This is a genomic window from Brakhagea baltica (assembly GCF_052161605.1).
Classification (GTDB): Bacteria; Planctomycetota; Planctomycetia; order Pirellulales; family Pirellulaceae; genus JBKCUI01.
Genome location: NZ_CP197409.1, coordinates 6773104 through 6797441, shown reverse-complemented (window position 1 = coordinate 6797441; position 24338 = coordinate 6773104). Strand labels below are relative to the sequence as shown.

18 protein-coding genes and 1 other RNA gene are annotated in these 24338 nt (G+C 52.3%); 8 read left to right on the top strand and 11 right to left on the bottom strand.

Annotated elements, in window-relative coordinates:
- The first annotated feature begins 399 nt into the window (after nucleotides 1-399).
- Complete coding sequence (locus SH449x_RS26395; protein WP_482379071.1) at nucleotides 400-732, top strand: DUF1805 domain-containing protein; 333 nt, start codon at nucleotides 400-402, stop codon at nucleotides 730-732.
- Between the two features lie 69 nt (nucleotides 733-801).
- Nucleotides 802-957: a hypothetical protein gene (locus tag SH449x_RS26390; RefSeq protein ID WP_482379070.1), complete on the top strand. Its 156-nt coding sequence runs from the start codon at nucleotides 802-804 to the stop codon at nucleotides 955-957.
- Between the two features lie 26 nt (nucleotides 958-983).
- Here SH449x_RS26390 and asnB read toward each other — a convergent pair whose 3' ends face one another.
- From asnB to ilvN, 6 genes are all read right to left on the bottom strand, one after another.
- Complete coding sequence (gene asnB / locus SH449x_RS26385; protein WP_482379069.1) at nucleotides 984-2921, bottom strand: asparagine synthase (glutamine-hydrolyzing); 1938 nt, start codon at nucleotides 2919-2921, stop codon at nucleotides 984-986.
- Nucleotides 2922-2949: 28 nt separating this feature from the next.
- Nucleotides 2950-3873, bottom strand: coding sequence for a flotillin-like protein FloA (floA, locus tag SH449x_RS26380; protein ID WP_482381855.1), 924 nt, complete (start codon nucleotides 3871-3873; stop codon nucleotides 2950-2952).
- Nucleotides 3874-4156: 283 nt separating this feature from the next.
- Nucleotides 4157-5488 carry a DUF1552 domain-containing protein gene (locus SH449x_RS26375; protein WP_482379068.1) on the bottom strand — a complete coding sequence of 444 codons (1332 nt, stop codon included), beginning with the start codon at nucleotides 5486-5488 and terminating at the stop codon, nucleotides 4157-4159.
- A 135-nt stretch (nucleotides 5489-5623) separates the two neighbouring features.
- A complete protein-coding gene (locus SH449x_RS26370; protein ID WP_482379067.1) occupies nucleotides 5624-8023 on the bottom strand; it encodes a DUF1592 domain-containing protein in 2400 nt (799 codons plus the stop codon).
- A gap of 310 nt (nucleotides 8024-8333) precedes the next feature.
- Nucleotides 8334-9341 carry a ketol-acid reductoisomerase gene (gene ilvC, locus SH449x_RS26365; protein WP_482379066.1) on the bottom strand — a complete coding sequence of 336 codons (1008 nt, stop codon included), beginning with the start codon at nucleotides 9339-9341 and terminating at the stop codon, nucleotides 8334-8336.
- 97 nt (nucleotides 9342-9438) lie between these two features.
- Nucleotides 9439-9966 (bottom strand): acetolactate synthase small subunit, encoded by a 528-nt coding sequence (gene ilvN / locus SH449x_RS26360; protein WP_482379065.1) that lies wholly within the window; start codon nucleotides 9964-9966, stop codon nucleotides 9439-9441.
- A 128-nt stretch (nucleotides 9967-10094) separates the two neighbouring features.
- On the opposite strand from ilvN, the gene SH449x_RS26355 reads away from it, so the two are divergent.
- The gene (locus SH449x_RS26355; protein WP_482379064.1) at nucleotides 10095-10955 is read left to right on the top strand and encodes a hypothetical protein; all 861 of its coding nucleotides are present in this window, start codon (nucleotides 10095-10097) and stop codon (nucleotides 10953-10955) included.
- 36 nt (nucleotides 10956-10991) lie between these two features.
- On the opposite strand, the gene SH449x_RS26350 is transcribed toward SH449x_RS26355, so the two are convergent.
- Entirely contained in the window at nucleotides 10992-11915 is a 924-nt protein-coding gene (locus SH449x_RS26350; RefSeq protein WP_482379063.1) for an alpha/beta hydrolase, read from the bottom strand.
- Between the two features lie 60 nt (nucleotides 11916-11975).
- Entirely contained in the window at nucleotides 11976-12986 is a 1011-nt protein-coding gene (locus tag SH449x_RS26345; RefSeq protein WP_482379062.1) for a calcium/sodium antiporter, read from the bottom strand.
- 807 nt (nucleotides 12987-13793) lie between these two features.
- Between SH449x_RS26345 and deoC the strand changes: the two genes are divergently transcribed.
- A complete protein-coding gene (gene deoC / locus SH449x_RS26340; protein WP_482379061.1) occupies nucleotides 13794-14525 on the top strand; it encodes a deoxyribose-phosphate aldolase in 732 nt (243 codons plus the stop codon).
- Nucleotides 14526-14570: 45 nt separating this feature from the next.
- Here deoC and rnpB read toward each other — a convergent pair.
- An RNA gene (gene rnpB / locus SH449x_RS26335) (RNase P RNA component class A) lies at nucleotides 14571-14947 on the bottom strand.
- Nucleotides 14948-15285: 338 nt separating this feature from the next.
- Here rnpB and SH449x_RS26330 point away from each other — a divergent pair.
- From SH449x_RS26330 to SH449x_RS26315, 4 genes are all read left to right on the top strand, one after another.
- Nucleotides 15286-19326 (top strand): PQQ-dependent sugar dehydrogenase, encoded by a 4041-nt coding sequence (locus SH449x_RS26330; RefSeq protein WP_482379060.1) that lies wholly within the window; start codon nucleotides 15286-15288, stop codon nucleotides 19324-19326.
- Nucleotides 19327-19415: 89 nt separating this feature from the next.
- On the top strand, nucleotides 19416-20486 hold the full coding sequence (locus SH449x_RS26325) for a GNAT family N-acetyltransferase (protein ID WP_482379059.1): 1071 nt from the start codon (nucleotides 19416-19418) through the stop codon (nucleotides 20484-20486).
- Between the two features lie 8 nt (nucleotides 20487-20494).
- Entirely contained in the window at nucleotides 20495-22474 is a 1980-nt protein-coding gene (argS, locus tag SH449x_RS26320; protein WP_482379058.1) for an arginine--tRNA ligase, read from the top strand.
- Between the two features lie 18 nt (nucleotides 22475-22492).
- Nucleotides 22493-22825, top strand: coding sequence for a hypothetical protein (locus SH449x_RS26315; protein WP_482379057.1), 333 nt, complete (start codon nucleotides 22493-22495; stop codon nucleotides 22823-22825).
- A 91-nt stretch (nucleotides 22826-22916) separates the two neighbouring features.
- Here the strand turns inward: SH449x_RS26315 and SH449x_RS26310 are convergent, their stop codons facing one another.
- Complete coding sequence (locus SH449x_RS26310; RefSeq protein WP_482379056.1) at nucleotides 22917-23591, bottom strand: hypothetical protein; 675 nt, start codon at nucleotides 23589-23591, stop codon at nucleotides 22917-22919.
- Nucleotides 23592-23974: 383 nt separating this feature from the next.
- Entirely contained in the window at nucleotides 23975-24250 is a 276-nt protein-coding gene (locus SH449x_RS26305) for a hypothetical protein (protein WP_482379055.1), read from the bottom strand.
- Nucleotides 24251-24338: the final 88 nt, after the last annotated feature.

The window sequence follows — 24338 nt, the reverse complement described above, 5'->3', positions numbered from 1 at the left end:
GGGCTCGAATCGTCCTGCCTGCTTCCTGCGAAGAGTAGAAAATCCCCGAAAGTCGATCCAATTCAGACAATCCTCGCTGATCGCCACCGACTTCACCCTCCCAGCGAAGCGACCGGGAGGGTCGGCAATCGAGCTTTAAGCTAGATTGCCGGGGAGGGCAGGGCAAGTCGGGCCTTCCAACCATGCAAATGCCCCTCCCCAGCCACGCTTGTCGCGGGCTGACCCTCCCCAGAACGAAGTTTGGGGAGGGTGAAGTCGGTGAAGCTCACTGAGAACGGTCCTAATTCAGCTTGTTTTCCCAGAAAGTGCACTATCTCAATCACCTACAAAATAGTTCACTGATTGGTCCGACTGGTTATAATTCGTTTATTCAGTTAGCCTCCGGAGTTGTCGTTTATTATGAGTATCGAGAAGCTTTCTCACAGAAGCGAAGTCTTGCGACTGCCATTCGGCGAATGCCTTGGCACCAGCTACAGTTGGCCGGGTGGGCAATATTGCGCGATCCATACCGACCGAGGGATCGTGGCTTGTGGACTTTATGATTGCCAAATTGCAAGTCAATTTGGATACGCCGTTGCTATCGCTCGTGGCACTCCCTCTCACCCCCTGAGAGAACCAGAGGATCTGTACGAGGCAAAGATTGTTGAACTCAGCGAACAAGCTCGCCAGCTTGGTATCACAGAAGGAATGTCCGGCCGCGAAGCTCTTAAGCTAATGTGCCCGGACGATTGATGCACGGGTCGTGGCATTGAAGTCTCCTGAGAATTGTTGTAACTGTTCACGCAGTACAGATCCAATTCCATGGTCGAGTCAAGATTCGTTATAGGTTTAATTCCTTTCTGGCAACTGACCGACGGAGCGGTCAGCGACAATGTCGCGGATCGCTCCGCCGATCCGATGAATGCCTGGTCAAACCCGCGACAACGCCACCGCGTTGTCGATGATTCATCGACGTAACCGAGCACGCAGTGTACGGCTACGAATTATTTAATTCCGACGGTAGGAGTCCATCGTCGCATCCATAGTTCCAGCATGAGCAAATTCCAAAGTCGATAGGCGTGATTCTCCTCTCCCTTCATGTGCGAATCGACCAGCTTTCGAATGGCCTCGGGGCGAAAAAAACAATTGATCTTGGTGTCGTTGCCGCACAAGGCATCATAGGTCCGATCCCGCAAGGAAGTCTTGAACCATTTGTTAATCGGAACACCAAACCCCATCTTGGGGCGATCCCAAATCTGTGGTGGAATCGAGTCAAAGAACGTTCGCCTCAGAATATACTTGCCCTGTTTGCCACGGAGCTTAAAACTGCTTGGTAGCGATGCCGCCCACTCGACCAAGCGATAATCAAGCAGCGGTTGACGAGCCTCCAATGAATGGGCCATTGATGCAATATCCACCTTGGTCATCAGGTCGCACGGCAAGTAGGTTTGCAAATCTGCGTTCGACGCACAACTGAGAAGGTCCCGTTTTCCCGACCGCGACCACGCCTGCCTCAGAAAGGAGGCTGGATCTCTCGCAGGTAACTGATCGAAAAAATCGTCGTTATACAATGCCGCTCGATGGGCTTCACCGAATATCTGAATCCAGTTCATATAACGATCCGGTGCGGGCTGCCCCAACGCTTCGCAAAATCGACGAACCCGGCGAAAAAACGAACGTTGGGCCGTGGAATCTGGTAATTTTGTCAGAATCCTGGAATTCGTCAGCCATTTGGTCGGCAGAAAACTCTGCAACCTCTGGCTTAAAATCAGTGCTCGATAACGCTCATACCCTCCAAACAACTCATCGCCACCATCCCCACTCAACGCCACTGTTACCGATCGCTTGGTCAATTCACACAGGTACCATGTTGGTACGGCTGACGAATCGCTGAACGGTTCGTCATACTGATAAGCCAGCTTGTCAACGATCTCCAAGGCGTTCGGGTTAACCTGAAACCGCTCATGCTTAGTACCAACGTACTGGGCAACTTGTTGTGCGAAGTGCGTTTCATCGAAATCAGCCTCCGAGAAACCGATGGAGAACGTATGGATGGGTTGCTCAACAATCGTCTGAGCAATCGCCACAACCAAAGACGAATCGATTCCCCCAGAAAGAAATGCACCTACGGGAACATCGCTTCGGAGCCTGAGACGAATGGAATCGGTAAGCAAGTCGCGAAGCTTTTCCGATGCGACCGACCAAGTCGTACTTTCTTCGTGCGACCAGTCGATCCTCCAGTAGGGAGCGACAGTTAGCTCGCCATCCTCGTAGACAGCGAAATGCCCTGGCGGCAGCTTGAAAATTCCTTTGTATATGGAATGAGGGTGCGGAACATACTGGTAGGTGAGATAGAGATCGATCGCCCCCGGGTCGATATTTCGATCGATGCCAGGAACTTGTAACAAACTCTTTAGCTCGCTCGCAAAAAAGAGCTGACCGTTTTGAACGGTATAGAACAGCGGCTTCTTGCCAAGCCGATCCCTTGCCAACACTAATCGATTTCGCTGGGAATCGAAAAGGGCGATTGCAAACATTCCATTGAAATGCTGAAAGCAATCTGTTCCGAGATCTTCGTAAAGATGGACGATCGTTTCTGTGTCGGACTGAGTTTGAAAGCGATGTCCTGCGCCTTCGAGTCTTCGGCGAAGCTCTTGGTAATTGTAAATCTCGCCGTTGAATACGATCTGGATGGAGCCATCTTCGTTACCGAGCGGTTGGTGTCCAAGCTCGAGATCGATAATAGACAGTCTGCGAAATCCAAGCGCTGCCCCCAGTCGCGGCCGCCCGTCGATTAGAAGACTCGACGATTGCGGTGACTGTATCCACTGGCCAGCATCATCCGGGCCGCGATGAACCAAGGCATCCGTCATCCGGCTTAGCATTGCGGAATCCAGCCCTACCTGTCCTAATTCCCAGACACCGCCTGCGATTCCACACATGAGCTACTACGTTTGGCCCGCGGGATCGCTAGACAGTTTGAAAGTTGCCGTCGATAAAGGCTTTAGCCATTGCCTTGGGAACCTCAGCTTCTGCCAAGACCAAGTTTGCACGATTTTCCGCCACCTTAGCCTTCATAACCTGCTCTTGAGCGATGGCCTCAGCGCGGCGTTGCTCTGCCTGAGCACGTGCCATTCGGACGTCCGCCTCAGCTTGGTCGGCCCGCAAACGAGCACCAATATTCTGTCCGACCTCGATATGCGCGATGTCTATGGAGACGATCCTAAAAGCGGTCTGGTTGTCGAGTCCACGCTTCAGAACGGTACGGGTGATGAGATTCGGGTTTTCCAGAACGAGCAAATGATTCTCAGAGGAACCTATCGAGCTAATAATGCTTTCGCCAACCCGTGCAATGACGGTCTCTTCGGTCGCACCGCCGATGAGCTGATCAAGGTTTGTGCGAACAGTCACCCGAGCCTTGACCTTAAGCTCGATCCCGTTCATCGCAATCGCGGAAAGGAACGCGCTGCCTGTTCGTTGGTCGGGGCAGTCAATGACCCGAGGGTGAACGGAGGTTTTCACGGCCTCAAGGACATCGCGACCGGCCAAATCAATAGCGGCAGCTCGATCAAAATCCAGATCGATCCCAGCCCGCTGCGCGGCAATGATCGCGTTGGTCACGTTCATCACATTGCCTTCTGCAAGGTAATGTGCCTCCAGTCTCTGTGTGCTGATTCCCGTGCGACGGTTGATGTCCAATCCGGCCTGGGCCGCCATGATCTTTGCGTTTACGATAACTTGCGAACGAACTTGGCGGAAATACATGCCGACCAAACTACCCATGGTCACGTCGGCACCACTCGTCTTGGCTTGCAACCAGAGGCTACCAAAACTCCAGAAAACGACCATGACTACGAAGCCTACCAAAACCGCAAACACCAAAAGTCCAATCATCACGACGGCTCGAATGTCGACAGATTGTTGAGCAAACAAAGCGATATCCATGGTGTTCCCGCAAAGGTGGTTCAAATCACAGGCGGTCAATTGCCTGAAGGAAATACTCCACAAAGTATATCAGGCAAAACAACCCAGTGGTAACAGGGAGCTCAATAATTTCTTGGAGAGCTCTAATTTTTGCCATCGAGGCTTCACGATAAAGCGATGGAGGTCGCTTAATATCGACCGACCTACTTTCCTGCAAATTCTTCTGTTCCTCGTCCCTGGGGCAAAAACGGCTCTATCCCAAGTCAGGTAGTGCTCCGGTGCTGTCACCGAGTTGCTCGACGTCAATTTCTAATCGATTTAGCATCGAAACCCAAAGATTGTTCAATGGCGTTTCATTTGCGTACCGAATGTGTCGCCCCGTTTTTAGAGTCCCGCAGCCCCCTCCGGCTACAACGATCGGGAGATCATCGTGGTTATGCCGATCCCCGTCGGAATTGCCACTCCCATACACAATCATAGAGTGGTCGAGCAACATGCCATCCCCCTCGGGAATCGAGTTCAGCTTTTGCAATAGGTAAGCCAATTGCTCAGCATGAAAACGGTTGATATCCCTAATCTTTTGCTTTTTCGCGACATCGTTCCCATGGTGCGACAGATCATGGTGGCCATCCGGTACACCGATAAACGGATAGGCACGATTGCTACCCTCGTTGGCGAGAACAAACGTTATAACTCGCGTAATGTCTGCTTGAAACGCCAAAGCCGTCAGGTCACACATGAGCCTTATGTGCTCGGCATAATCAGCCGGGATGGAATCTGGCACGATATAGTCAGGCCGCTGCACCGGAGGCAATTTATCAGCCCGCTGGATTCGCATTTCGATATCCCGAATCACGGAGAAGTATTCGTCTAGCTTACGAACGTCATTGGCTCCTAGCTTGCCAGTCAAATCGAGGGAATCCTCTCTAACGAAATCCAGAACACTCTTCCGCTTTGCGTCTCGTGCTTGTTGCTGTGCATTGGGAACCGATGAGAAAAGTCGCTCAAAGACGAGCTTGGGATTTACCTCCTTGGGAAGTGGCTGGGTCGCGGACCGCCACGACATGGTCGATGAGTAAACGCAGCTATAGCCCGAATCGCAATTGCCCGCCATAGCTCCATGCTCGCAACCAATCTCCAAAGACGCGAGCCGCGTCTTTTCCGCCAACCTCGACGCAGCTACTTGATCGACGGAGATCCCAGCTCGAATCTCGGTGCCGTCCGTCTTGCGAGGTTGAGCACCGGTCAAGAAAGCCGACAGAGCTCGTGCGTGATCGCCACCGCCATCACCGTGAGGCCTGGCTTTGTCAGCAGTTAAACCAGTCAAAACCATCAACTTTTCTTTGACGGGATCGAGTGGCTGCAAAATGGTCGGTAGCTCAAAACTAGATCCTTCGCTCGTGGGGGTCCAATCTGCCATGTTCACGCCGTTTGGAACATACAGAAATGCCATCCGATTAGGAGCCGTACCGATGGGACTTGTTGCCGCTCCCCAAGAGTTCATCGGCCCCATGGCTTCCAACCAAGGCAATGCCATGGAAACCCCAAGACCGCGGAGGATGGTTCGTCGTGAGAGTTGTGTCATGGCTGTTTGAACTCCATTGAGTGGTAGGCGGGGAAGGGTGGGATGATAGCGGGGTGGGAGTGGGAGTTTAAGAACCTCCGCTGTATGAATTATACATGACTAGAGGGGGGGAGAACAACAAGGATTCCAGCCCAGCTATCCACCACGCCTCATGCGGAATGGCTCGCTTTTTACTAAAGCCTTGACAAGACTGGAAAAACGGAAGCCGTCTGCCTCGATCTCTTTAACCAGCCGATTGACAGCTGGGCGGTCGTAAGGCTCCAGCCCCCGACCTAATGCATAAATGAGCATTTTCTCGGCGAAGCTTCTTACAAAGGTAGCTTCGTCGGCTAGGAGTAATTGCTTCAAATCTGATGGGCCACCAAAATCACCTTGCCCCGGCAGCGTTCCGGATGGATCGATCTCGAACTCCCCGTCCTTTGATCTGTAACGACCAATTGCGTCGAAGTTTTCGAACGCAAAACCGATTGGATCCATGCGAGCATGGCAACTGGCGCACGATGGATTGGCACGATGTTGCTCCATTCGTTCTCGAAGACTGCCAGTTAACTCTTCTTTTTGCTCTTCGAGCTCAGGAACGTCGGGAGGTGGCGGCGGTGGGGGCTGGCCTAGAATCTGCTCTAAAATCCAACGCCCACGCTTTACTGGGGAAGTTCTAGTCGGATTCGATGTCACGGTTAAAACACTTGCATGCGTCAGCAATCCGCCTCGCATAGAATCTTTGTCCAAAGAAACTCTCACGAAGTCACCCACGCTATCGCGATTGCGGTCTCGCCAGCGACCTCCCCGTCTCTCGGAACGACGTTCTGCATCTGAGTCGAGAGTGATCCCGTAGTGCCTAGCCAGAGCGCCATTCACAAAGGTGAAGTCCGCATCCAGCAACTCCAACAGCGAACGATCTTCTCGCATGATGGCGGTGAAGAACAGCCTTGTCTCCTGTAGCATGGCTTGCTTTAAGCGATCGTTGAATTCAGGAAATAGAGCCGGATCAGGCTTCAGTCCCTCCAGCCGCTTCACTTGCAACCATTGCAAAGCAAAATTCTCGACCAACTGATCCGACCGAGGATCGGCCAACATGCGGTCAATCTCTTCATCGATTTTCGCTTCCAAGTCTCCCGATTCCGCTAATTCGAGGAGTCGGTCGTCGGGCATCGTGCTCCACAAAAAGTAAGAGAGTCTCGACGCCAATTGAAACGAATCGATCGGAGTCGATTCCGTGCTGCTTGGATTCTCGTCAAGCTCCACACGAAACAAAAACTTCGGTGAAACCAAGATCGCCTGGAAGACAGTTTGCATAGCCGACTCCCACGATTCTCCACTGGACATGAGCGAATTGCCCAAGTTCACAAGGCGATCGAGTTCGTCGTTGGACAGAGTGCGGCGATAGGCCCGCTTAGCAAACCGTTCTATCACGAACCGTGTACGCTCAGAATCACCAGCTTCTGGAGCCCCCAACAGACGGTGATGCGATTCCGGCCTCATATCCATCGGCCCTTCGAGTGCCAAGTGCTGAACAAAAAGTGTTGCCGGAGACTCTCCCTCCTCAGGTCGAAACATCGCAACCGCCATGCGAGTTGCTCCCGACTCAATTTTGAGTGGCACCTCTAGGGTTTGTGCAGACTGTTCGTCCCGAGCCGTGACATCAAGCACTTTTACAATTCGAAACGGCTTTAGTGAGTTGAGAGACTCTCCACTCAAACCATGCGAATCGCCCGATTCCGCCTCGGCGAGATTTGGTTGATGCAGCAGTACGGCAACTTTTACCGGACGGTCACTTTCGTCGTCTCGCTTTGCATAAACTCGAGTTCGGAAAACATAGTCGCCACGCTTGAGGTCATAGGGAGTATGGATCGGTCCGGTTCGTATAGGGTCGTTGCTCCCCGCATTTACGACCGGTCGATACTCGTCCATAGGAACACTCGGACCGGCTGGCTCGCAGTACTTAGCGTGTTGCCATCTCTTTGAGGGAGAAGGCGGGGTCGGCATGATGGCTCGCTCGACGATGCTCTCGGCAGCGGCCAAGTAACGATCCATGAGCAAAGGAGAGAGAGACAACACGTCGCCGATGTTGTCGAACCCATGCCCAACATCGTCTGCAGGGAAGTCTTCGGCTGGAGTAAAATCGATACCGACTAGATCTCGGACAGTATTGTTGTACTCGTTTCGATTCAGGCGCCTCATGGTAACTCGCCCGGGATTGGGCGGTGCATTTAGGTCGTGGTCATCAAGAATCCCTTGGACCAATTGCAAAAAGGAATCCATCTCCTCCTTGTTCGGCTGATCCATGTCCGATGGTGGCATCTGGCTAAATCGAACGAGATCACTCATTCGTTCGACCACCCGTCTCTCACGAATAATGCGTTCGTTCGAATCGAAGATGTCGAGCGGAACACCAGCCGCTGGTTCGGTGCCGGAGTGACAATCGAGGCAGTACTTGGCAAGAAAAGGGTTGCCAAGGTTTGGGAAACTGAGAGCCTTCTGCTGTACGACCGCTTCAGCCTCTGTTGCGTTCTCTACTTGAGAGAAGGCCGGCACGGTCAAAACAAACCCATGCAAAATTAGGCAGGTAGATATCCAAAAGCGTTTTTGGGTCATATGGGAACGCCGGAGGGGGATTGGTAGGCTGCGAGGTCACAAATCGCATCGACTACTAGTATATTCCAAAAGACTCCGCAAAGCAAAATGGTTTCACCGCACGGGAATCGCCCTGCGCTGGGCCGTCTATCCCAGCCCTCATCGCGCCGTTTAAACCACCATCCCCGGCGAGCCATGACTAAAGGCTGCCCCGGAGCCATCCGTGCAGCTACTCATCATTCATCAACCGAACCTGGTGGCTTACCAGTCCTTACTCTACGACTTTGGAATCGATCCACTTCATCAAGCCACGAAGCTTGCGGCCAACGATTTCAATCGGATGCTGACGTTGGATTCGTCGCTGCGCCTTGAATGCCGGTGCGTTGGCTTTGTTCTCAAGAATCCACTCACGGGCGAATTCGCCAGTTTGAATCTCCTTGAGAATTTTCTTCATCTCTGCTTTGGTTTCCGCAGTGATGATTCGAGGACCACGGGTGTAATCTCCGAACTCAGCCGTATTGGAAATGCTGTATCGCATGTAGTTCAATCCGCCTTGATAGAGCAGATCGACGATCAGCTTGAGCTCGTGCATGCATTCAAAGTAGGCCATCTCCGGCTGATAACCAGCCTCGACCAAGGTCTCGAAACCAGCCTTGACCAGTTCGCTGACCCCGCCGCACAGAACGACTTGTTCGCCGAAGAGATCCGTTTCGGTCTCCTCTGCGATCGTGGTCTCAATCACCCCACCTCGCGTACCGCCAATCCCCTTAGCATATGCCAACCCGAGCTTGCGGGTCGTATCGCTGGCTTCGTTTCCGAGAGCGATCAAGCAAGGAACGCCACCACCCTTGGTGTATTCGCTGCGAACCAAGTGCCCTGGTCCCTTCGGTGCAACCAGCAACGTGTCGACACCCTTTGGTGGCTCGATCTGGCCAAAGTGCAGATTGAAACCGTGCGAACACATCAACACATTGCCTTCCGAAAGGTTCGGCTTGATGTGGGCCTTGTAAAGATCCCCTTGGACTTCATCGGGAAGAAGAATATTGATGAGGTCTGCTTGCTTGGTGGCCTCAGCGATATCGAGAGGTTTGAATCCGTGGCTGACGGCCAAGTCATAATTCTTGCTGCCGGGACGCTGCCCGATGATCACTTTGCAACCGCTGTCTCTTAAGTTCTGAGCTTGAGCGTGCCCCTGGGAACCGTAGCCGAGAATCGCGATCGTTTTGTTATTGAGTGCGGAGAGGTCTGCATCGCCGTCGTAATAGATCTTTGCTGCCATTTTGGATACTAATTTGTGAGAGAATTAACAGGAGGTCAAAGTAAAAAAGCCGCGATTTAGGACACGGCTGCGATCAAGAATGCCCAACAGAGCAGTTTTAGTCCGCGTTTTGTTCTAGTTCTTCAAATTCCAGAACTGCGTCGGGATTGCTCCCTCGAACCATGGCAATTCTGCCTGTTCGAACCAGTTCCAGGATTCCATAGGGACGCATTCGCTCGATGAATGCCTGAATCTTATTCTCGCGACCAGAGATTTCGATCATCAATTCCTCAGGTCCCACATCCACGACTCTGCCACGGAAAATCTCGACCAACTCGCGAACCTCGGTTCGCTGTGGGCCGGTTTCTACGCGGACTTTGATCAGCATCAGATCGCGTTCGACATAGTCGCGTGCCGATACGTCTTGAACGCTAACCACGGTTACAATCTTTTCGAGCTGCTTACGCACTTGCTCAGAGACTCGATTGTCGCCGACGACCACAAAGGTCATCCTGGAAAGATTCTTGTTCTCTGTCTCGCCGACAGCCAAGGAATCGATGTTGTAACCGCGCGACGCCAACATACCAGAGATATGTGCCAACACACCGGGAACGTTTTGAACTACAGCGGAAAGTACGTGCCGCATTCCTACTCAATCGTTTGTTCGGACCAATAACGGATAATGAAAGGGTTGCATCTTTCGTCAACAGCGAGAATCATAATGGAATTCCCTGTTCCCTCAAGGCTAATGAAGCCATCCTAACCGTTACAACCATGCTGCACACCGAAGCGAGCTACCAATTAATCGACTTCGGGCACGGGCGCAAACTGGAAAAGGTAGGGGGGCTCATTCTCAATCGACCTTGTCCAGGAGCCAAATCCCCCCCGGCAGGTTCACCACTGTGGGGGCAAGAAAGCCTCTTCTTCGACCAAATTACCGGTCGATGGCGGGAACGTATACCAGTCGATTTCTGTAAAAATCCCTGGACAATCGCGCCCCGGGGACTGACTTTGAAGCTGCGGCCAACTGCTGCCGGACAAATCGGGATTTTCCCAGAACATTGGCAGCATTGGGATTGGCTCGTTAGCTGCCTTCGAAATAAACGCGGTGACGCATCATCAACGAGGGTTCTAAGTCTTTTTGCTTATACTGGCGCAACCACGCTCTTTCTTGCCAAACAAGGTTGTCAGGTTACGCACGTAGACTCCTCGAAACCCACGGTCGCCTGGGCCAGGGAAAGTTGCCATCTTTCGAGCCTAGAGTCGACAACCATTCGCTGGCTAGTCGAGGACGCGGTTCGGTATGTCGAGCGAGAAGCAAAACGGGGACATCAATACGATGCCATCATTTTGGATCCTCCAACCTACGGACACGGCACACGAGACGAGACATGGAATATCTACAAACATCTGTCTCCGCTGCTGACCAAATGCTGGGACTTGCTGTCCGATGAACGTTGCTGCGTTTTACTTTGCGGTCATTCACCAGATATCGACTTAAAGCAATTAACTCGAGAGCTGAGCAGCCAAGTTGGCAAGCAACAACTTGGTGCTAACACGATCATGCAAGCAGGGCTTGAAGACTCCTTCGGTCGCTCGCTGGATTGCGGGTTTGCAAGTCGATTCGAATTTTGAAACGACTAGTAGCAATTCCTAGGGTATCAGCTGATATCAGGGGAGATTGTTCTGGTCGATCCAACCAGCTCGCTTTAGCCAATCGCTGCACAGGTGGTGCCATTTGCTTACCGGAAACTCGGGATCGTTGCGTAGTCCGTACCCGTGACCGCCCGCGTCAAAGATATGCAGCTCGGTGCTCACTCCCGCTTTTTTGGCGATTTGAAATAGGTGAGTTGTTCCGAGAACGGGCACAAAGTCATCGAACGTGTGGACCATAAAAATCGGAGGACTGTCCTCAGTAACCTGCCAATCCTTAAGCGAGTCGGGCTGGCTACTTTCCGGAAGACCGGCCGAGTAGATAAGCATAACACGATTGGGAACGAAAGCCTGTTCGTCCATCTGATCAACCGGGTTGTAAAGTCGATTCGGGCTAAACGCAGCATGCACGACAGTCGAACCACCAGCGGAAAATCCAAGGGCGCCGACTTTCAGCGGATCGAGTTGCCACTCCTTGGCGTTTGATCGCACAATCGACATTGTTCGTTGCAAATCCTGGGCAGGAGCTAACCAAGCAGGTGACTGCGTTCGAGTCGGGACTTGATATTTTAGCACTATGGCTGCTATGCCGTGACTGCAAAGCCAGTGAGCCACCTCGGTCCCTTCGAGGTCCCAAGCCAAAATAGAAAATCCACCGCCAGGGCAAATAACAACACTGGCGCCAGTCCGTAAGTTTGCAGGTGGTAAAAACACGTGGGCCTGGGGAGTTTTTACATTCCCAAGCTTGATGATGCGACGACCAGCAATCAGTTTGTCCGAGTCTTTGGTGAAATCCATTTCGTCGTCAACTTTGAGTAATCCGCTCGGTGGATCGCTCGGCCAGATATCAATAATTACATCTGGCTTCTCTGCGAAAAGAACCGAATCATACAATGAAAAAACCATTGCGCAGGATACGCAAGCCAGCACAAGTCGCATCATGATTGAGACTCCGAGAGGAATGAGGGCAGCGCGATACGTGGCGAAATCAATAGGCTCGATCTAATGAGCCATCAACGATACAGCTTCGACTGCTGGCGCTCCGTTGAGCATTTCGCTCCAAACCAAGTATCCATTGTAAGCAATAAAAATCGTTAGCAGTATTAGGCCCTCAAAGCGATTGATGCGGCCAGGTCCTCGAAAGCCGCAGCCAAACACGAAAAGTAAGAATGTGAGTCCCAACATCACTGGGACGTCTCGCGTCAACAATGTTCGATCACAATGTATTTCCCCGATGACTCCGGCCAAGCCCACCACGGCAAGTGTGTTAAAGAGGTTTGAGCCAAGAACATTGCCGAGGGCGATGTCGTGCTCTCCGCGCCTCGTTGCCATGACCGAGGAGGCCAGTTCCGGCAGCGAGGTTCCTATCGCCAAAATGGTTAATCCGATAATCAAATCGCTTACCCCCAAAGAAGTAGCGATCTCAACAGCTCCCCAAACCAGAATGCGTGAGCTAACGGTTAGGACGACCAGCCCCACTATCAACCAGAGGACTGCCTTGCGGATCGGTAGGTCTTTGGCGGCAAGCTCCGCTTCAATCTCCTCACCCAACGCATCCTTGGGACTTCTCACGCTGGCCCAAAGCGACCATCCCACCCAACCTGCAAAAACAAGCAATAAGACAATGGCATCAGTTCTGGATACTTTTAAGTCCAAAATCTGCCACACCGCCCCCAACGTTACTAGAGAAAGGATTGGCAACTCGATCCGCAGCACGCTAGATTTCACCGCAATCGGACTGATTAGTGCGGTTACTCCTAAGATGAGTGCAATGTTGGCGATATTGGAGCCGTACGCATTCCCCAAAGCCAAACCAGAATTTCCCTGGTAAGAAGCGATTCCAGAAACGAGCAACTCTGGCGCAGAAGTCCCAAACCCGACAATAAGCATTCCAATAAGCAGAGCTGGCATTCCAAAGTATCGCGCAGTCGATGCAGCACCGATCACGAATCGATCAGCTCCCCAAATTAGGGCACCGAGACCTAACACTAAAGCCAATATCGGAACTAGCAAAACTTGTCTCCTCCGCACGTAAGCTTGGTCATTTTAACGATCACTTGTCTTCCAATTGGATTGAGCTTAGAGGCAGTACAAGGAACTCGGTTGGTAACGAGTTTGCGTGGACATCCAGAAACCGGCTTGCATTCTAGGGCCAAAAATTTCACAGAACAGCACGGAACATCGATCTGCAAGTATTACGTTGCGGCTATTATAACCATATGCGAAGCCAAAACCCGTACGCAGCTTACCTCACAAATAGCGACGAGGAGGCCTCAGAGCATCCTCGACCCCAGCAATCTCCTCATCAGAAAAACTGCTTCGCCATCGAATTCAACTGCTCAGAGCGGAAACGTTCGATGACGACTGATCATTAGGCACGCGACAACGCCAGCGGTTCAGTGGCGTTTTTTGCTCTTCCAAGTTCCTCCGTACTGATAGTGAGGATTATTCGATTTGCAGTGTTCCAAACAGGTAGGGCATACGAAAACCCACTCTCTCGACGTGTCGATCCGCACGCGATAGAGAACTTCGTTGGACACTTTGCAAAGGCAACAGGCTTTTTCACGTATTCGTTTGATCGGCATTTCCGTCTGCTCCGACGCCTAGCTCGTCACCTCGAGCAACAACCTTTTTCCACTTGTTCATTCTACTCGCACCGGTGATGATGACGAGTGTGGTGCAGGGCAGGATGCCTCGACAGGGCGAGATCTCATGCCTGGAGCGGACTATTTTGCGATCACTGCACGCTCGAAACCTGCGGTACAGGCTCGTAATTTCGTAATTTCTTAATTTCTTGAACCCAACTCCTCGGAGCAAAGTATGGCTGAATTTCAATATTCCGATATTTCCAAAATGATCGATCATTCTCTGCTAAACCCGACTTTGACCACAGAACAACTCGAATCTGGCATCCAGTTGGCAATCGCTTACGACGTTGCAAGCATCTGCATTATGCCGCATTACCACAAGCGTTGCGTCGAATTGCTACGGGGCACAACGGTCGCCCCCAGCAGCACCGTTGGCTTCCCTCATGGAGCAAACCACACCAAGACCAAACTAATCGAAGCCGAACAGCTAATCGAAGAGGGCTGTCTCGAGCTGGATATGGTCGTCAATATCAGCGCAGCTCTCAGTGGGAATTGGTCTCTAGTACAATCCGAAATTTCTCAAATCACCAAGCTCGCTCACGCTGCTCAACGGAGAGTTAAGGTGATTTTCGAGAACTGCTATCTTCAGGATGCACAGAAGATTCAGCTTTGCAAAATTTGTTGTGACGAAGGGGCCGATTGGGTGAAAACCAGCACCGGCTACGGAACCGGTGGAGCAACATTTGAAGACTTGCAGCTCATGCTTGATAATGTCGAAAAGCCCGTCCAAGTCAAAGCAGCTGGAGGAATTCGGGATTGCGACAACTTGATCAAGGCTTGGAAGATGGGGGTAACAAGAGTTGGTGCCTCTCGAACGGCCGAGATGCTGGGTGAAGCACGCGAGCGACTGGGCTTGCCACCAATACAAGCAGCAACGCCATCAACCTCGGCTGGCGGCTACTAAGTCGGATCCCGGATCGGTCGCAACGCAACCGGACTGCTTCAGTTTGCCCCACGGAGACTTGTAAGCCGGGTTCTGTTGCATTTGCACGCTGCAATCATTTATCTAGCAAACAGATTGCTCTGTTTGTCGAGCGGCCTACCCGAGTGAATCATGCCGAGCCAGCACTTGGAATAGCAAGCTAATCCAACACTCTGTTTAGCCTTGCACCGGGTGGGGTTTGCCAAGCAACGGATGTCACCACCCGTTCTGGTGGGCTCTTACCCCACCGTTTCACCCTTACTAGAAGAATCTAGCGGTTTGCTTTCTGTTGCACTTTCCCTAGTCTTACGACCGGTCGACGTTATCGACCACCCTGCTCTGTGGTGCCCGGACTTTCCTCTTGGAGGGAGATTCCCCCCCAAGCGATTGCATCCGTCTCCGCAGGGCAAACTCAAGCTGAATTTTTTCTGCGCGGAAGAGGCCCTCGCACAAGAGTATGACGCTTATGGCTGCTCCACTTAAGTCCTGACCCGATTCGCGCTTCCCCCTCGCGAGAGCCACTTCCGAGCAGAAATGCCGGACGCGGTCTCTAGATGGTAGATCAATGAGTGTAACAGACTCTCCAAGCTTGTCGAGCCCGTACTTTCGAGCCCGTACTGGTGACGCTTGCCAACGGCAATTTCCGTCAGTGGAAAACCGACCTTGCCTTCACAAGCAAGTTTTTCTTATTTATGTGGGTTGAGAATTAAGCGAGAACCACATGTATCCAAGGATGGAGAAAATGGTGAGGTCAGAACTATCCCAACCAAATCGGCACCTGTTATCGGTTTTACTTGCCCTGTGCAGTTCGATTTGTGTGGTCGTTCAGTCCCCAAGCCTGTTTGCTCAGAAGGGAATAGCCTCGTCCAGCAATCGCGCAGCACCTCCACGCCCCCCTGCTAACCCAAGCAATAACGCTGGCCCAAGTAATCCTGCATCCAAGGGCAAAACCGAACGAGAGCTGATTTGGGCCGACGATCAGAACGAAACGGCAGGTGATGCTTATTTTCGTCGAATCATGGAGCTACCTCGAACAGAGAAAGCTCAAATCGAGTTCCGGGCATCAGAATTTTGCGAGGTTTTCCTAAACGGTCAGCGTCTAGCGATGGGTCGTAAGGCTGGTGTGATGGAGCGAATCGATGTTTCCGCCGCCGTTCGCCCAGGTAAAAATGTCCTAGCGATTCGTGCGACCAATCGATCTAACAACAACCCTTTCCTCGAAGTCGGCTTCTTTTTTAAACCGGTTGATGCGAAATGGCGCATAGTTATCAGCGATTCGGAATGGAAAGCGACAACTTCCGCTCGCCCCAATTGGCAGCTTCCTGCCTTTGACGATTCCGCTTGGCCGCAGGCGATCTCTGAGGTTGAAGGTTTCAGCTCACCGGTGGTTGCGAAACGCGGAGATGATGCACCTCCGCCGGATCTGGCGATGGAGACGGGCCGGAATGCCAAAGAACCTTTTGCAAACAGCAACTCTTCCCCCTTGGACAGACTGAAAGCCGCCCCGGTGAAAGCCACGCTCGCCGACTACGACTCCACTAAAGGGTCTCCGCCCCGCGAGCGTTTTACCACCAAACCTGGCTTCGTTGTTCGAGAGGTTTTTTCGCCAAAACAGGTTGGATCGATGATATCGATGGCGTTCAACGAATTCGGCCATATCATCGCTTCGCAGGAAGGTGGCCCGCTGCTGCTCCTGTACGATTCCAAAAAGAATGGCAAGCTAGACACCGTGCGCACCTATTGTGATTTGGTCAGCAACGTGCAGGGCATATTGCCTCTGAACGGCGACGTCTACGTCACCGGTGACGGGGAACAAGGTGCTGGACTGTATCGGCTCGAAGATAGGGACCGAAACGGCCAAATCGAGAAGGCAACGCTGCTGCTCAAATTCCGGGGAACTCCGGGAGAGCACGGCCCACACCAGATCGCCTTCGGACCAGATGGGAATCTTTACATAGTCGTAGGCAACCATTCACAGCTCGATCAGCCGTGGAACGACGACTACACCTATCCTAAACCCTACGAAGGAGATTTGGTGCAGCCCCGGCAAGAAGATCCAGGCGGACACGCTGTCGATGTCAAGGCCCCAGGCGGAACCATTGTTCGATACGACTTAGCAAGCGCGAAAGCGTCGATCGTGGCAGGCGGCCTGCGTAACGCCTACGACTTAGCGTTTCACCCCGACGGATCTCTCTATGTTCACGACAGCGATATGGAAGCCGATCAAGGCTCGGTGTGGCATCGTCGGACTTCTCTCTTTCGCGTCGTGGAGGGTGGCGAGTACGGATGGCGAAGCGGTTGGGCAAATTGGCCAGAGTACTACTTAGACCGCTTGCCAGCGTTGACCACCTCTGGGCGCGGTTCGCCAACCGGAATGATCTTTTACAATCACTTCATGTTTCCATCGGCATACCAGCGAACGCTATTTTTAGCCGACTGGTCTGAGGGGCGGATCATCGCCTGCACGTTGGATCCTAATGGAAAAGCAGCCCCCAAGCTTGAGGACTTCGTCGTCGGCACTCCGATGAATGTAACCGACATCGAGGTGGGCAACGATGGCTGGCTCTATTTCTGTACTGGCGGACGAGGTACCGACGGTGGCATTTACCGCGTCGAATGGACCGGTGATGTGCCTGATAAGAACAAGCAACTTGGTACAGGCATCACCAAAGCAATCCGATTGCCACAGATCAACTCTGCGTTTGGTCGCCAAGCAGCCGCGCTCTCGAAAAAAGAACTTGGTAGCGAATGGGGCGAGCTAGTCGCCGGTGTTGCCTACAGCAACGAAAACCCTGCAAAGTATCGACTTCAGGCTCTCGATTTGATGCAACTCCTGGGACCAACCCCAACTCCAGAAATACTGATCGAACTCAGCCACACAACCAACGAGGCCGTGCGAACCAAATGCGCTCGACTGATGGGACTGCACGCGGAAACAGAAATTGCCGAGCGACTGGTCAAACTTCTTGAGGATTCCTCGCCCACCGTACGTAAGATCGCTTGTGAGTCCATGCTCCGCATTGGCGTGGTTTGCGATCCTGCTTCGCTGCTCAAACCTTTGCAAAGTGAAGATCGTGAAGAGCGATTCCTGGCCCGGCGTGTGCTCGCCATGATTCCCGAGGATGCCTGGAAGGATGATTTCCTGGCAAGCCCTTCGAATCGCCTGGTGATCCAATCCGCACTGACCTTGATTACCCAATCTCCCAATCGCGAAAATGCGACAGCAGTGTTGGATTCGCTAGCTCGTTTGACCGCGGACTTCGTGAGCGACGCCGATTTCGTCGACTTGCTCCGCGTCGCGCAAGTAACGATGCACCTGGTTACTCCCGATGCCGAGCAAGCGTCTGAGTGGAGCCAGTTGGTCTCCTCAGAGTTCCCTGCAGGCAATTCGCTTATCAACGCGGAACTCATCCGCATCGCGGCACACCTCAAAACGGATTTGGTAGCCGAGGTTATCAGGTATCTCCAAACGGACACTTCGATGCCCGAACGAGTTCTGATCGCGATGCATCTTTCACACATGCCGCACGATTGGACCTCCAAGGAGCGCATGGCCTGCTTGCAATTCCTGGAGTCTGCCCAGAAGGAACGTGGCGGTGGATCCTATCATCTCTACGTGATGAACACTTCCAACGAACTGTCCGAACTGCTCACGGAGGAGGAGTCCATTCGCATCTTGTCTCTCGGCGAGGAATATCCGAACGCCGCCTTAGCTGCGCTGATGAGGTTACCCGATGAGCTGGATTCTGATACTGTCCAGCAGCTTATCAAGCTCGACTCCGCCATCGATCGCGGCGGCTTGGAGCCCGATGTGTTCAAACGGCTAAAGACCGGCATCACTGCAATCCTTTCCGGACAAAATGATCCGGAAGCTGGCGAATACCTGCGCTCGCGTTGGCGAAAGAGCCCAGACCGGCGTGCTGCGATCGCGCTGGCGTTTGCACAAAATCCACAAGAAGAAAACTGGGACTACCTGGTTCGCAGCTTGGGAATCCTCGAACCGTTTGCCATCCCCGACGTGTGTGCCGCCTTGCGGAAAATCGATGTCGCAACCGAAGACGCCGAGGCAATCCGACAAGCGATCCTGCAGGGATGTCGACTCGTTGAGAATGGGATGAATCCAGCCCCAGCTATCAAGCTGCTCGAATACTGGACCGGGGAAACCATGCGTGAATCCTCCGACCCCAAGGCGACTCCCATGAGCGCTTGGCAACGCTGGTACGAATTGCGATATCCAGATAACCAGCCCGCCGTTCTGCCTCATGAAACCGAACGCCCACGTTGGTCGATCGAATTCCTAGAACAATTCCTCGATGGCGAGCAAGGCAAATTCGGATCGCGAGACAACGGAGCTCGCATTTTTGCAACTGCCCAGTGCGCCGCATGCCACAAGATGGAGAACCTAGGCTCTGGTTTCGGCCCCGATCTGACAAGTGCTGCGAGGCGATTCACACGCACCGAGTTCCTGGAGTCAACACTCTTCCCATCTCACGTGATTAGCGACCAATATGCTTCGAAAAAGGTCCTGACCACCAGCGGACAAACCTACACCGGCATATTAGTTAAATCACCTGGCGGTATCACCTTGCGAATCAATCAAGATCGAGAGGTGCAAATCCGTGAGGACGAAATCGAGGAGATCTTGCCAAGCCGGGTTTCCGCGATGCCTTCTGGTCTTTTGGATGATCTGACGCCAACCGAAATTAGGGATCTGCTAGCCTTTATGGGCTATGTTCCCCAGGAGCAAGTTGCTGAACAGCGACCAGCAGCAGTTCGCCGCTAACTTAGGGGAATCCCCGTCGGTTGTGACGATCGACCTCTCGGGGTACGATACCAAAGAAAATCGAACCACCGTTTGTCGAGCTTACTCCTTTGTCGCACTCTGATCTCCACCCCCCAAGCCATTCGCTCGGGGCCGCCGCCCCCCCCGACAGTGGCCCTGAAAAGGGCTACCGAGTGCGTCGCGCTCATTACGATGATCAAGACGAGATCTATGAGTTGCTCGTTCCTTTCTTCCAGGCGAAGAAGCTTCTGGAGCGTTCACCCTCCGAGATCCTCCTGCTGATGGCTACCGGTTTCGTAGCGGAAACGCTCGAACAGGAGGTTCCCGCCTGTGAGGAACAAGCCACGGCTTCGGACGCAAAAAAATCGGAAATCATTGGCTTCGCTTCGGTCGAAATCTACTCCAAGAAACTGGGAGAGATTCAGTGCCTCGCCGTCGCCCCGGAATTCTCGGGCCAACAGATTGAACGCGAACTGGTAAGTGGCTGCGTTGAACTAGCGCGTGCCAAGGGTGTGATGGAGGTCATGGCGATCAGCTCCTCCGACCATTTCTTTCGAGATCTTGGGTTCGATTACTCACTCCCTGAACAGAAGCGAGCCTTGTTTTACGAAGTCGAGGATCTGTCGGACACGGAGTCTGTAATTACGATTTCGGAAACCAGTAGCCGGGAAACCACACCACAGGCGCCCAAACTAAAGGAGTTGCCCGGCTACAAGATTCGACGGGCACGGTTCGACGAGCAAGAGCAAATAGCCGAATTCCTCTCCACCTTTTTCCAGCAGAAGAAGCTACTGCAAAGGAATCGCTCTGAAATCCTGCTGCTGATGGCTACGGGTTTTGTGGCTGAACTGAACGCTAGCGAGTCTGCCTCCCAATCAAGAATCATCGGATTTGCTTCGGTCGAGATCTACTCAGAAAAAATGAGCGAGATCCAATGCTTGGCCGTTTCGGACGAGCACCAAGGCAAAGGAATCGGTAGCGCCCTTGTACAAGCCTGCTTGGAGCTTGCCAAACAAAAAGAAATTATCGAGGTGATGGCGATCAGCTCCTCCGATGCATTTCTCCTAAAACTCGGGTTCGAATACTCGTTACCCGAGCAAAAGCGAGCTCTTTTTTATCAACTGCGTTCTCGCGCAGATGTATTTCAACGCGACGAATAGATCCTTTCATGCAATTATTAAATTCCATTCGGGCCAGATTCACCGAAGTACTTAGCCAATGGCTGACCGATCCGCAAGAGTTGCAAACTGCGCTCGAACGTATCGTTCCCTCCAAGGATGCGAATCTAGCGGACTACCAAGCGAACGTGGCCATGCCGCTTCAAAAGCTGGTCGGCAAACCACCTTTGGCCATCGCACAGGAAATCGTCGATGGCATCCGAGTCGATGATTTTTGTCAAGAAGTCGCTATCGCTGGCCCAGGCTACGTAAACCTGCGGCTCTCGAATGCGTTCCTCGTAAACTTGATGCAGACTGCCTATGAATCCGAACGCCAAGGTGTCGAGCAAACCGCTGCACCCAAGACTTACGTCGTAGACTTTTCTTCTCCGAATGTGGCCAAACCAATGCACGTCGGGCACATTCGCTCGACGGTCATCGGCGATGCAATTTCTAAGACATTGCAGTTCCTCGGACACTCGGTTATCACCGATAATCACCTGGGTGACTGGGGTACGCAATTTGGCATGATCATCTACGGGTACAAGCATTTTCGCGACGAACAAGCCTTCGCGGCAGCACCTGTCAAAGAATTGGGCCGCCTGTATCGGATCGTTCAGAGAATCATCTCGTACCAAAAAGCGACTGGCGGCATCGCGACTCGAGAGAAAGGCATCGAAACCGCCGCCACACGGATTGTGGCGATCCAGCAGAAAGCTTCGGAGAACCCCAAGGATAAAAAGCTTGCGAAAGAGGCCAACTCTGCAGCCATAGCACTGAAGAACCTAAAGGATGAGCACGAACAAGCGTCGGAACTGATCTCGGCAGTCGCTGCCGATTCCCAGCTTCATCAGTGGTGCACGGACCATCCGAACCTAGACTCCTTAGTCCTCAAGGAAACAGCTAAGCTCCACCGAGGTGATAAAGAGAATGTAGCTCTTTGGGAGCAGTTTCTACCTGCGTGCAAGGAAGAGATTCACGCCATCTACAAACGGCTTTCAGTCACCTTTGACCACGAGTACGGCGAAAGCTTCTATCACGACATGCTACCCGCCGTGATCGAGGAATTGCTAAACCAATCGCTTGCGACTCAAAGCGAAGGGGCGATCTGCGTATTTTTAGAACAGTTCGATGCGCCGATGATTGTGCAAAAGCAAGACGGCGCGTTTCTTTATTCCACAACTGATATTGCGACCGCCCTGTTTCGGGAGCGAGAGTTTGGTCCTGACGTGTGTTTGTATGTGGTCGATCATCGGCAAAGCGAGCACTTTCAAAAACTCTTTGCTGTTTTAGCCAAACTCGGTTTAACCCACACCGACTACCGTCATATCAGTTTCGGTACGGTGATGGGAAAAGATGGCAAACCCTTTAAAACACGTGCCGGGGACAATATAGGCTTGGAGTCCTTGCTCGACGAAGCCATCGATCGCGCTTGGGCTGTCGTTTGCAATCCAAATCGCTTGCAGTCGGCTGGTCTCGAACTAACCGAATCCGAGAAACGAAATATCGCAGAAGTGATCGGGATCGGAGCAATCAAATATGCCGATCTATCCCATAACCGCACTAGCGACTATGTATTCGATATGGACAAGATGGTCGCGTTGGAGGGGAACACGTCCGCTTACGTGCAATACTCCTATGCTCGTACGCGAAGCATTTTAAGACGAGCCACCGAAGCAGGCATTGCTGAGTCCGCGTGGTCAACGGCTCCTATCCTGATCGAGGCTCCCGCTGAACGGGCACTAGCCATTCAGATCGCTCGATTCGAGGACACCTTGCAGTTTTCAATGAATGATTTTCTACCGAATGCAATCACGGAGTACCTGTTTGATACCGCGAAGATCTTTGGCACGTTCTTCGATCAATGTCCCGTTCTCAAAGCCGATAGCGAAGAGAAAAAGCTATCCCGGTTGAAGCTAGCAGAACTAACCGGCCGCGTCTTGCAGCGAGGATTAGGACTGCTGGGAATCGGGACAGTGGAACGGATGTAAGGCGAGCAATGCAGTATCATGAATAGAACAAGCACGAATCAGCCGCAAACGAGTTACATAGCAGGCTTGGTCATGATGGTCACGGGAATTGTCCTGGTTGCTTCGATCTTCGTTTCCGTTTACATCTACTGGGGAAGCGAACGGGGCTTTGAGCGTAATGTGGAAACCTATTTTGTAAGGTTCTTGATGGGCGTTTCTTTGATCATTTTCGGAAACATTACCCGTGACATCGCCACCAGAAGACCGCAGCAAGAAGAGAAGGGACCTGACTCGGATGCAGACGTTTTGGAAACGTTTGAGAATGAGCCACCAAACCTAGTTCAGCTGAACAGAGAACTGCCTAAACGATAACCGGGCCCTTTGGATTGGCACAGCCCGTTTGGACTGTGCCATGTGGATTAACGACGCTTGTTTCATTCTTCACAACAACCTCGATACCCCTTCACAGCCGATTGGCTAATTCGTTTAAAACGATCGACAAAACTTGTCGGCCTGCGGATCGATTTTGAACCCCGTGGATGGGAAATGCTTCGCCATGGAACTGTGGATTGACTAACTGTTGCGTTCCAAACTGTTGTGCCCCGAACTGTTGCACTCCAAAGTGCGGCGCACTGATTTGGTAAACCGGTGGTCGACCGACCGGTGCCCTGTGAAAGGGAGGAACTGGAACGGTAGGTACCAAAACCGGCGGTCGATGAACGGGAGACCAAATCGGCGGTGCCAGCTTTCCGTACCTTCGTATCAGTGCGGCTTCCAAGCGATTGAAACGTCGATCGTATGCTTCGATAGACCTCTGCAAGCTTCGGTCGTTTCGTGTCCCTCCGTCGATGCTGACCACCGTAGTCAAGTTACAGTACACAGCCTTGGTTTGATTCAATGACAGCACCACCCGATTCCATGAGGCTCCATCACGAATCACCCTCAACAATTGAGCGGACTGCTGATCGAGTATTCTTGCGACGTCTGCCGCGGGGCTAAAAGGATGTTGATCATTCAACCTGCGAGTGATTTCCGTCGCGGTTCGCTGAACGTTTCGCGCCTCACCGACCTCGCTCGACCATGGGTTGCTCGCGTGTGCCAATCCCGCGAACCCGACGGCGACGCAGCTCAGTGCCATTGCAAACCACCTAAAAGTTTTAATGTGCGTTTTCATTTCGCTAGTTCCTTTACCTCCAAGAATCCCCGATACGGTCCAGGTGAATTCCTCTGGACTGTATTCAAGGAGTAACAAAGGCCGTGCCAAATGCACGCAAACGCAAAAGATTCAAGACTCTCACGCTTTTCTTGTAAGCTTGTATCCATCGCGACCTGAATGGCAACTCAACGCTGTAATCAGTTTGATTACGCGACATCAAAAAGAAGACACGAGATTTGTAACACGGTCGCTAGATGGCCCCGCCCAGATCACTCATTAAATCCGCTAGAGAAATCGCTCAACCTACTGTAACTCGCTAACCCCAGGGGTTGATTACCAATTTTCTCTCCAAGCTTTCACAATGACTAATTCGAGCCAAAACGATTACGAACTTGCTCCTGAAGCTCTCCTGCCAACTCCTTTAATTCGGCAATCGACTTCGAAATCAAGCTCGCTTCCTCCATCGCCTCTATTCCCAATACACTTCGGCAAGTGCGGATCGTCCCTATCAAGGTTCCTTTTTCAAGCCCCTCCTCGATGCCTTCCCTAATGCCTTCCTTGATGCCTTCCTTGATACCAATGGCAATGAGTTCCTTGCCGGCTTGGGTATCACGCAAATCAGGTAATTGTCCTAATAGCATATCCTCAATCTCCTGTTTCCCAAGTTCACTGAACCGTTGCTTGTCCGATTCCATCTACTCGAATTTACCCTACTAAATCCCACCAAAA

Bases quoted from the DNA above. Each gene is read 5' to 3' on its own strand.
- SH449x_RS26395 (WP_482379071.1), top strand. From the start codon at position 400: ATGAGTATCGAGAAGCTTTCTCACAGAAGCGAAGTCTTGCGACTGCCA.
- SH449x_RS26390 (WP_482379070.1), top strand. From the start codon at position 802: ATGGTCGAGTCAAGATTCGTTATAGGTTTAATTCCTTTCTGGCAACTG.
- asnB (WP_482379069.1), bottom strand. From the start codon at position 2,921: ATGTGTGGAATCGCAGGCGGTGTCTGGGAATTAGGACAGGTAGGGCTG.
- floA (WP_482381855.1), bottom strand. From the start codon at position 3,873: ATGATTGGACTTTTGGTGTTTGCGGTTTTGGTAGGCTTCGTAGTCATG.
- SH449x_RS26375 (WP_482379068.1), bottom strand. From the start codon at position 5,488: ATGACACAACTCTCACGACGAACCATCCTCCGCGGTCTTGGGGTTTCC.
- ilvC (WP_482379066.1), bottom strand. From the start codon at position 9,341: ATGGCAGCAAAGATCTATTACGACGGCGATGCAGACCTCTCCGCACTC.
- ilvN (WP_482379065.1), bottom strand. From the start codon at position 9,966: ATGCGGCACGTACTTTCCGCTGTAGTTCAAAACGTTCCCGGTGTGTTG.
- SH449x_RS26355 (WP_482379064.1), top strand. From the start codon at position 10,095: ATGCTGCACACCGAAGCGAGCTACCAATTAATCGACTTCGGGCACGGG.
- SH449x_RS26350 (WP_482379063.1), bottom strand. From the start codon at position 11,915: ATGATGCGACTTGTGCTGGCTTGCGTATCCTGCGCAATGGTTTTTTCA.
- deoC (WP_482379061.1), top strand. From the start codon at position 13,794: ATGGCTGAATTTCAATATTCCGATATTTCCAAAATGATCGATCATTCT.
- SH449x_RS26330 (WP_482379060.1), top strand. From the start codon at position 15,286: ATGGTGAGGTCAGAACTATCCCAACCAAATCGGCACCTGTTATCGGTT.
- argS (WP_482379058.1), top strand. From the start codon at position 20,495: ATGCAATTATTAAATTCCATTCGGGCCAGATTCACCGAAGTACTTAGC.
- SH449x_RS26315 (WP_482379057.1), top strand. From the start codon at position 22,493: ATGAATAGAACAAGCACGAATCAGCCGCAAACGAGTTACATAGCAGGC.
- SH449x_RS26310 (WP_482379056.1), bottom strand. From the start codon at position 23,591: ATGGCACTGAGCTGCGTCGCCGTCGGGTTCGCGGGATTGGCACACGCG.
- SH449x_RS26305 (WP_482379055.1), bottom strand. From the start codon at position 24,250: ATGCTATTAGGACAATTACCTGATTTGCGTGATACCCAAGCCGGCAAG.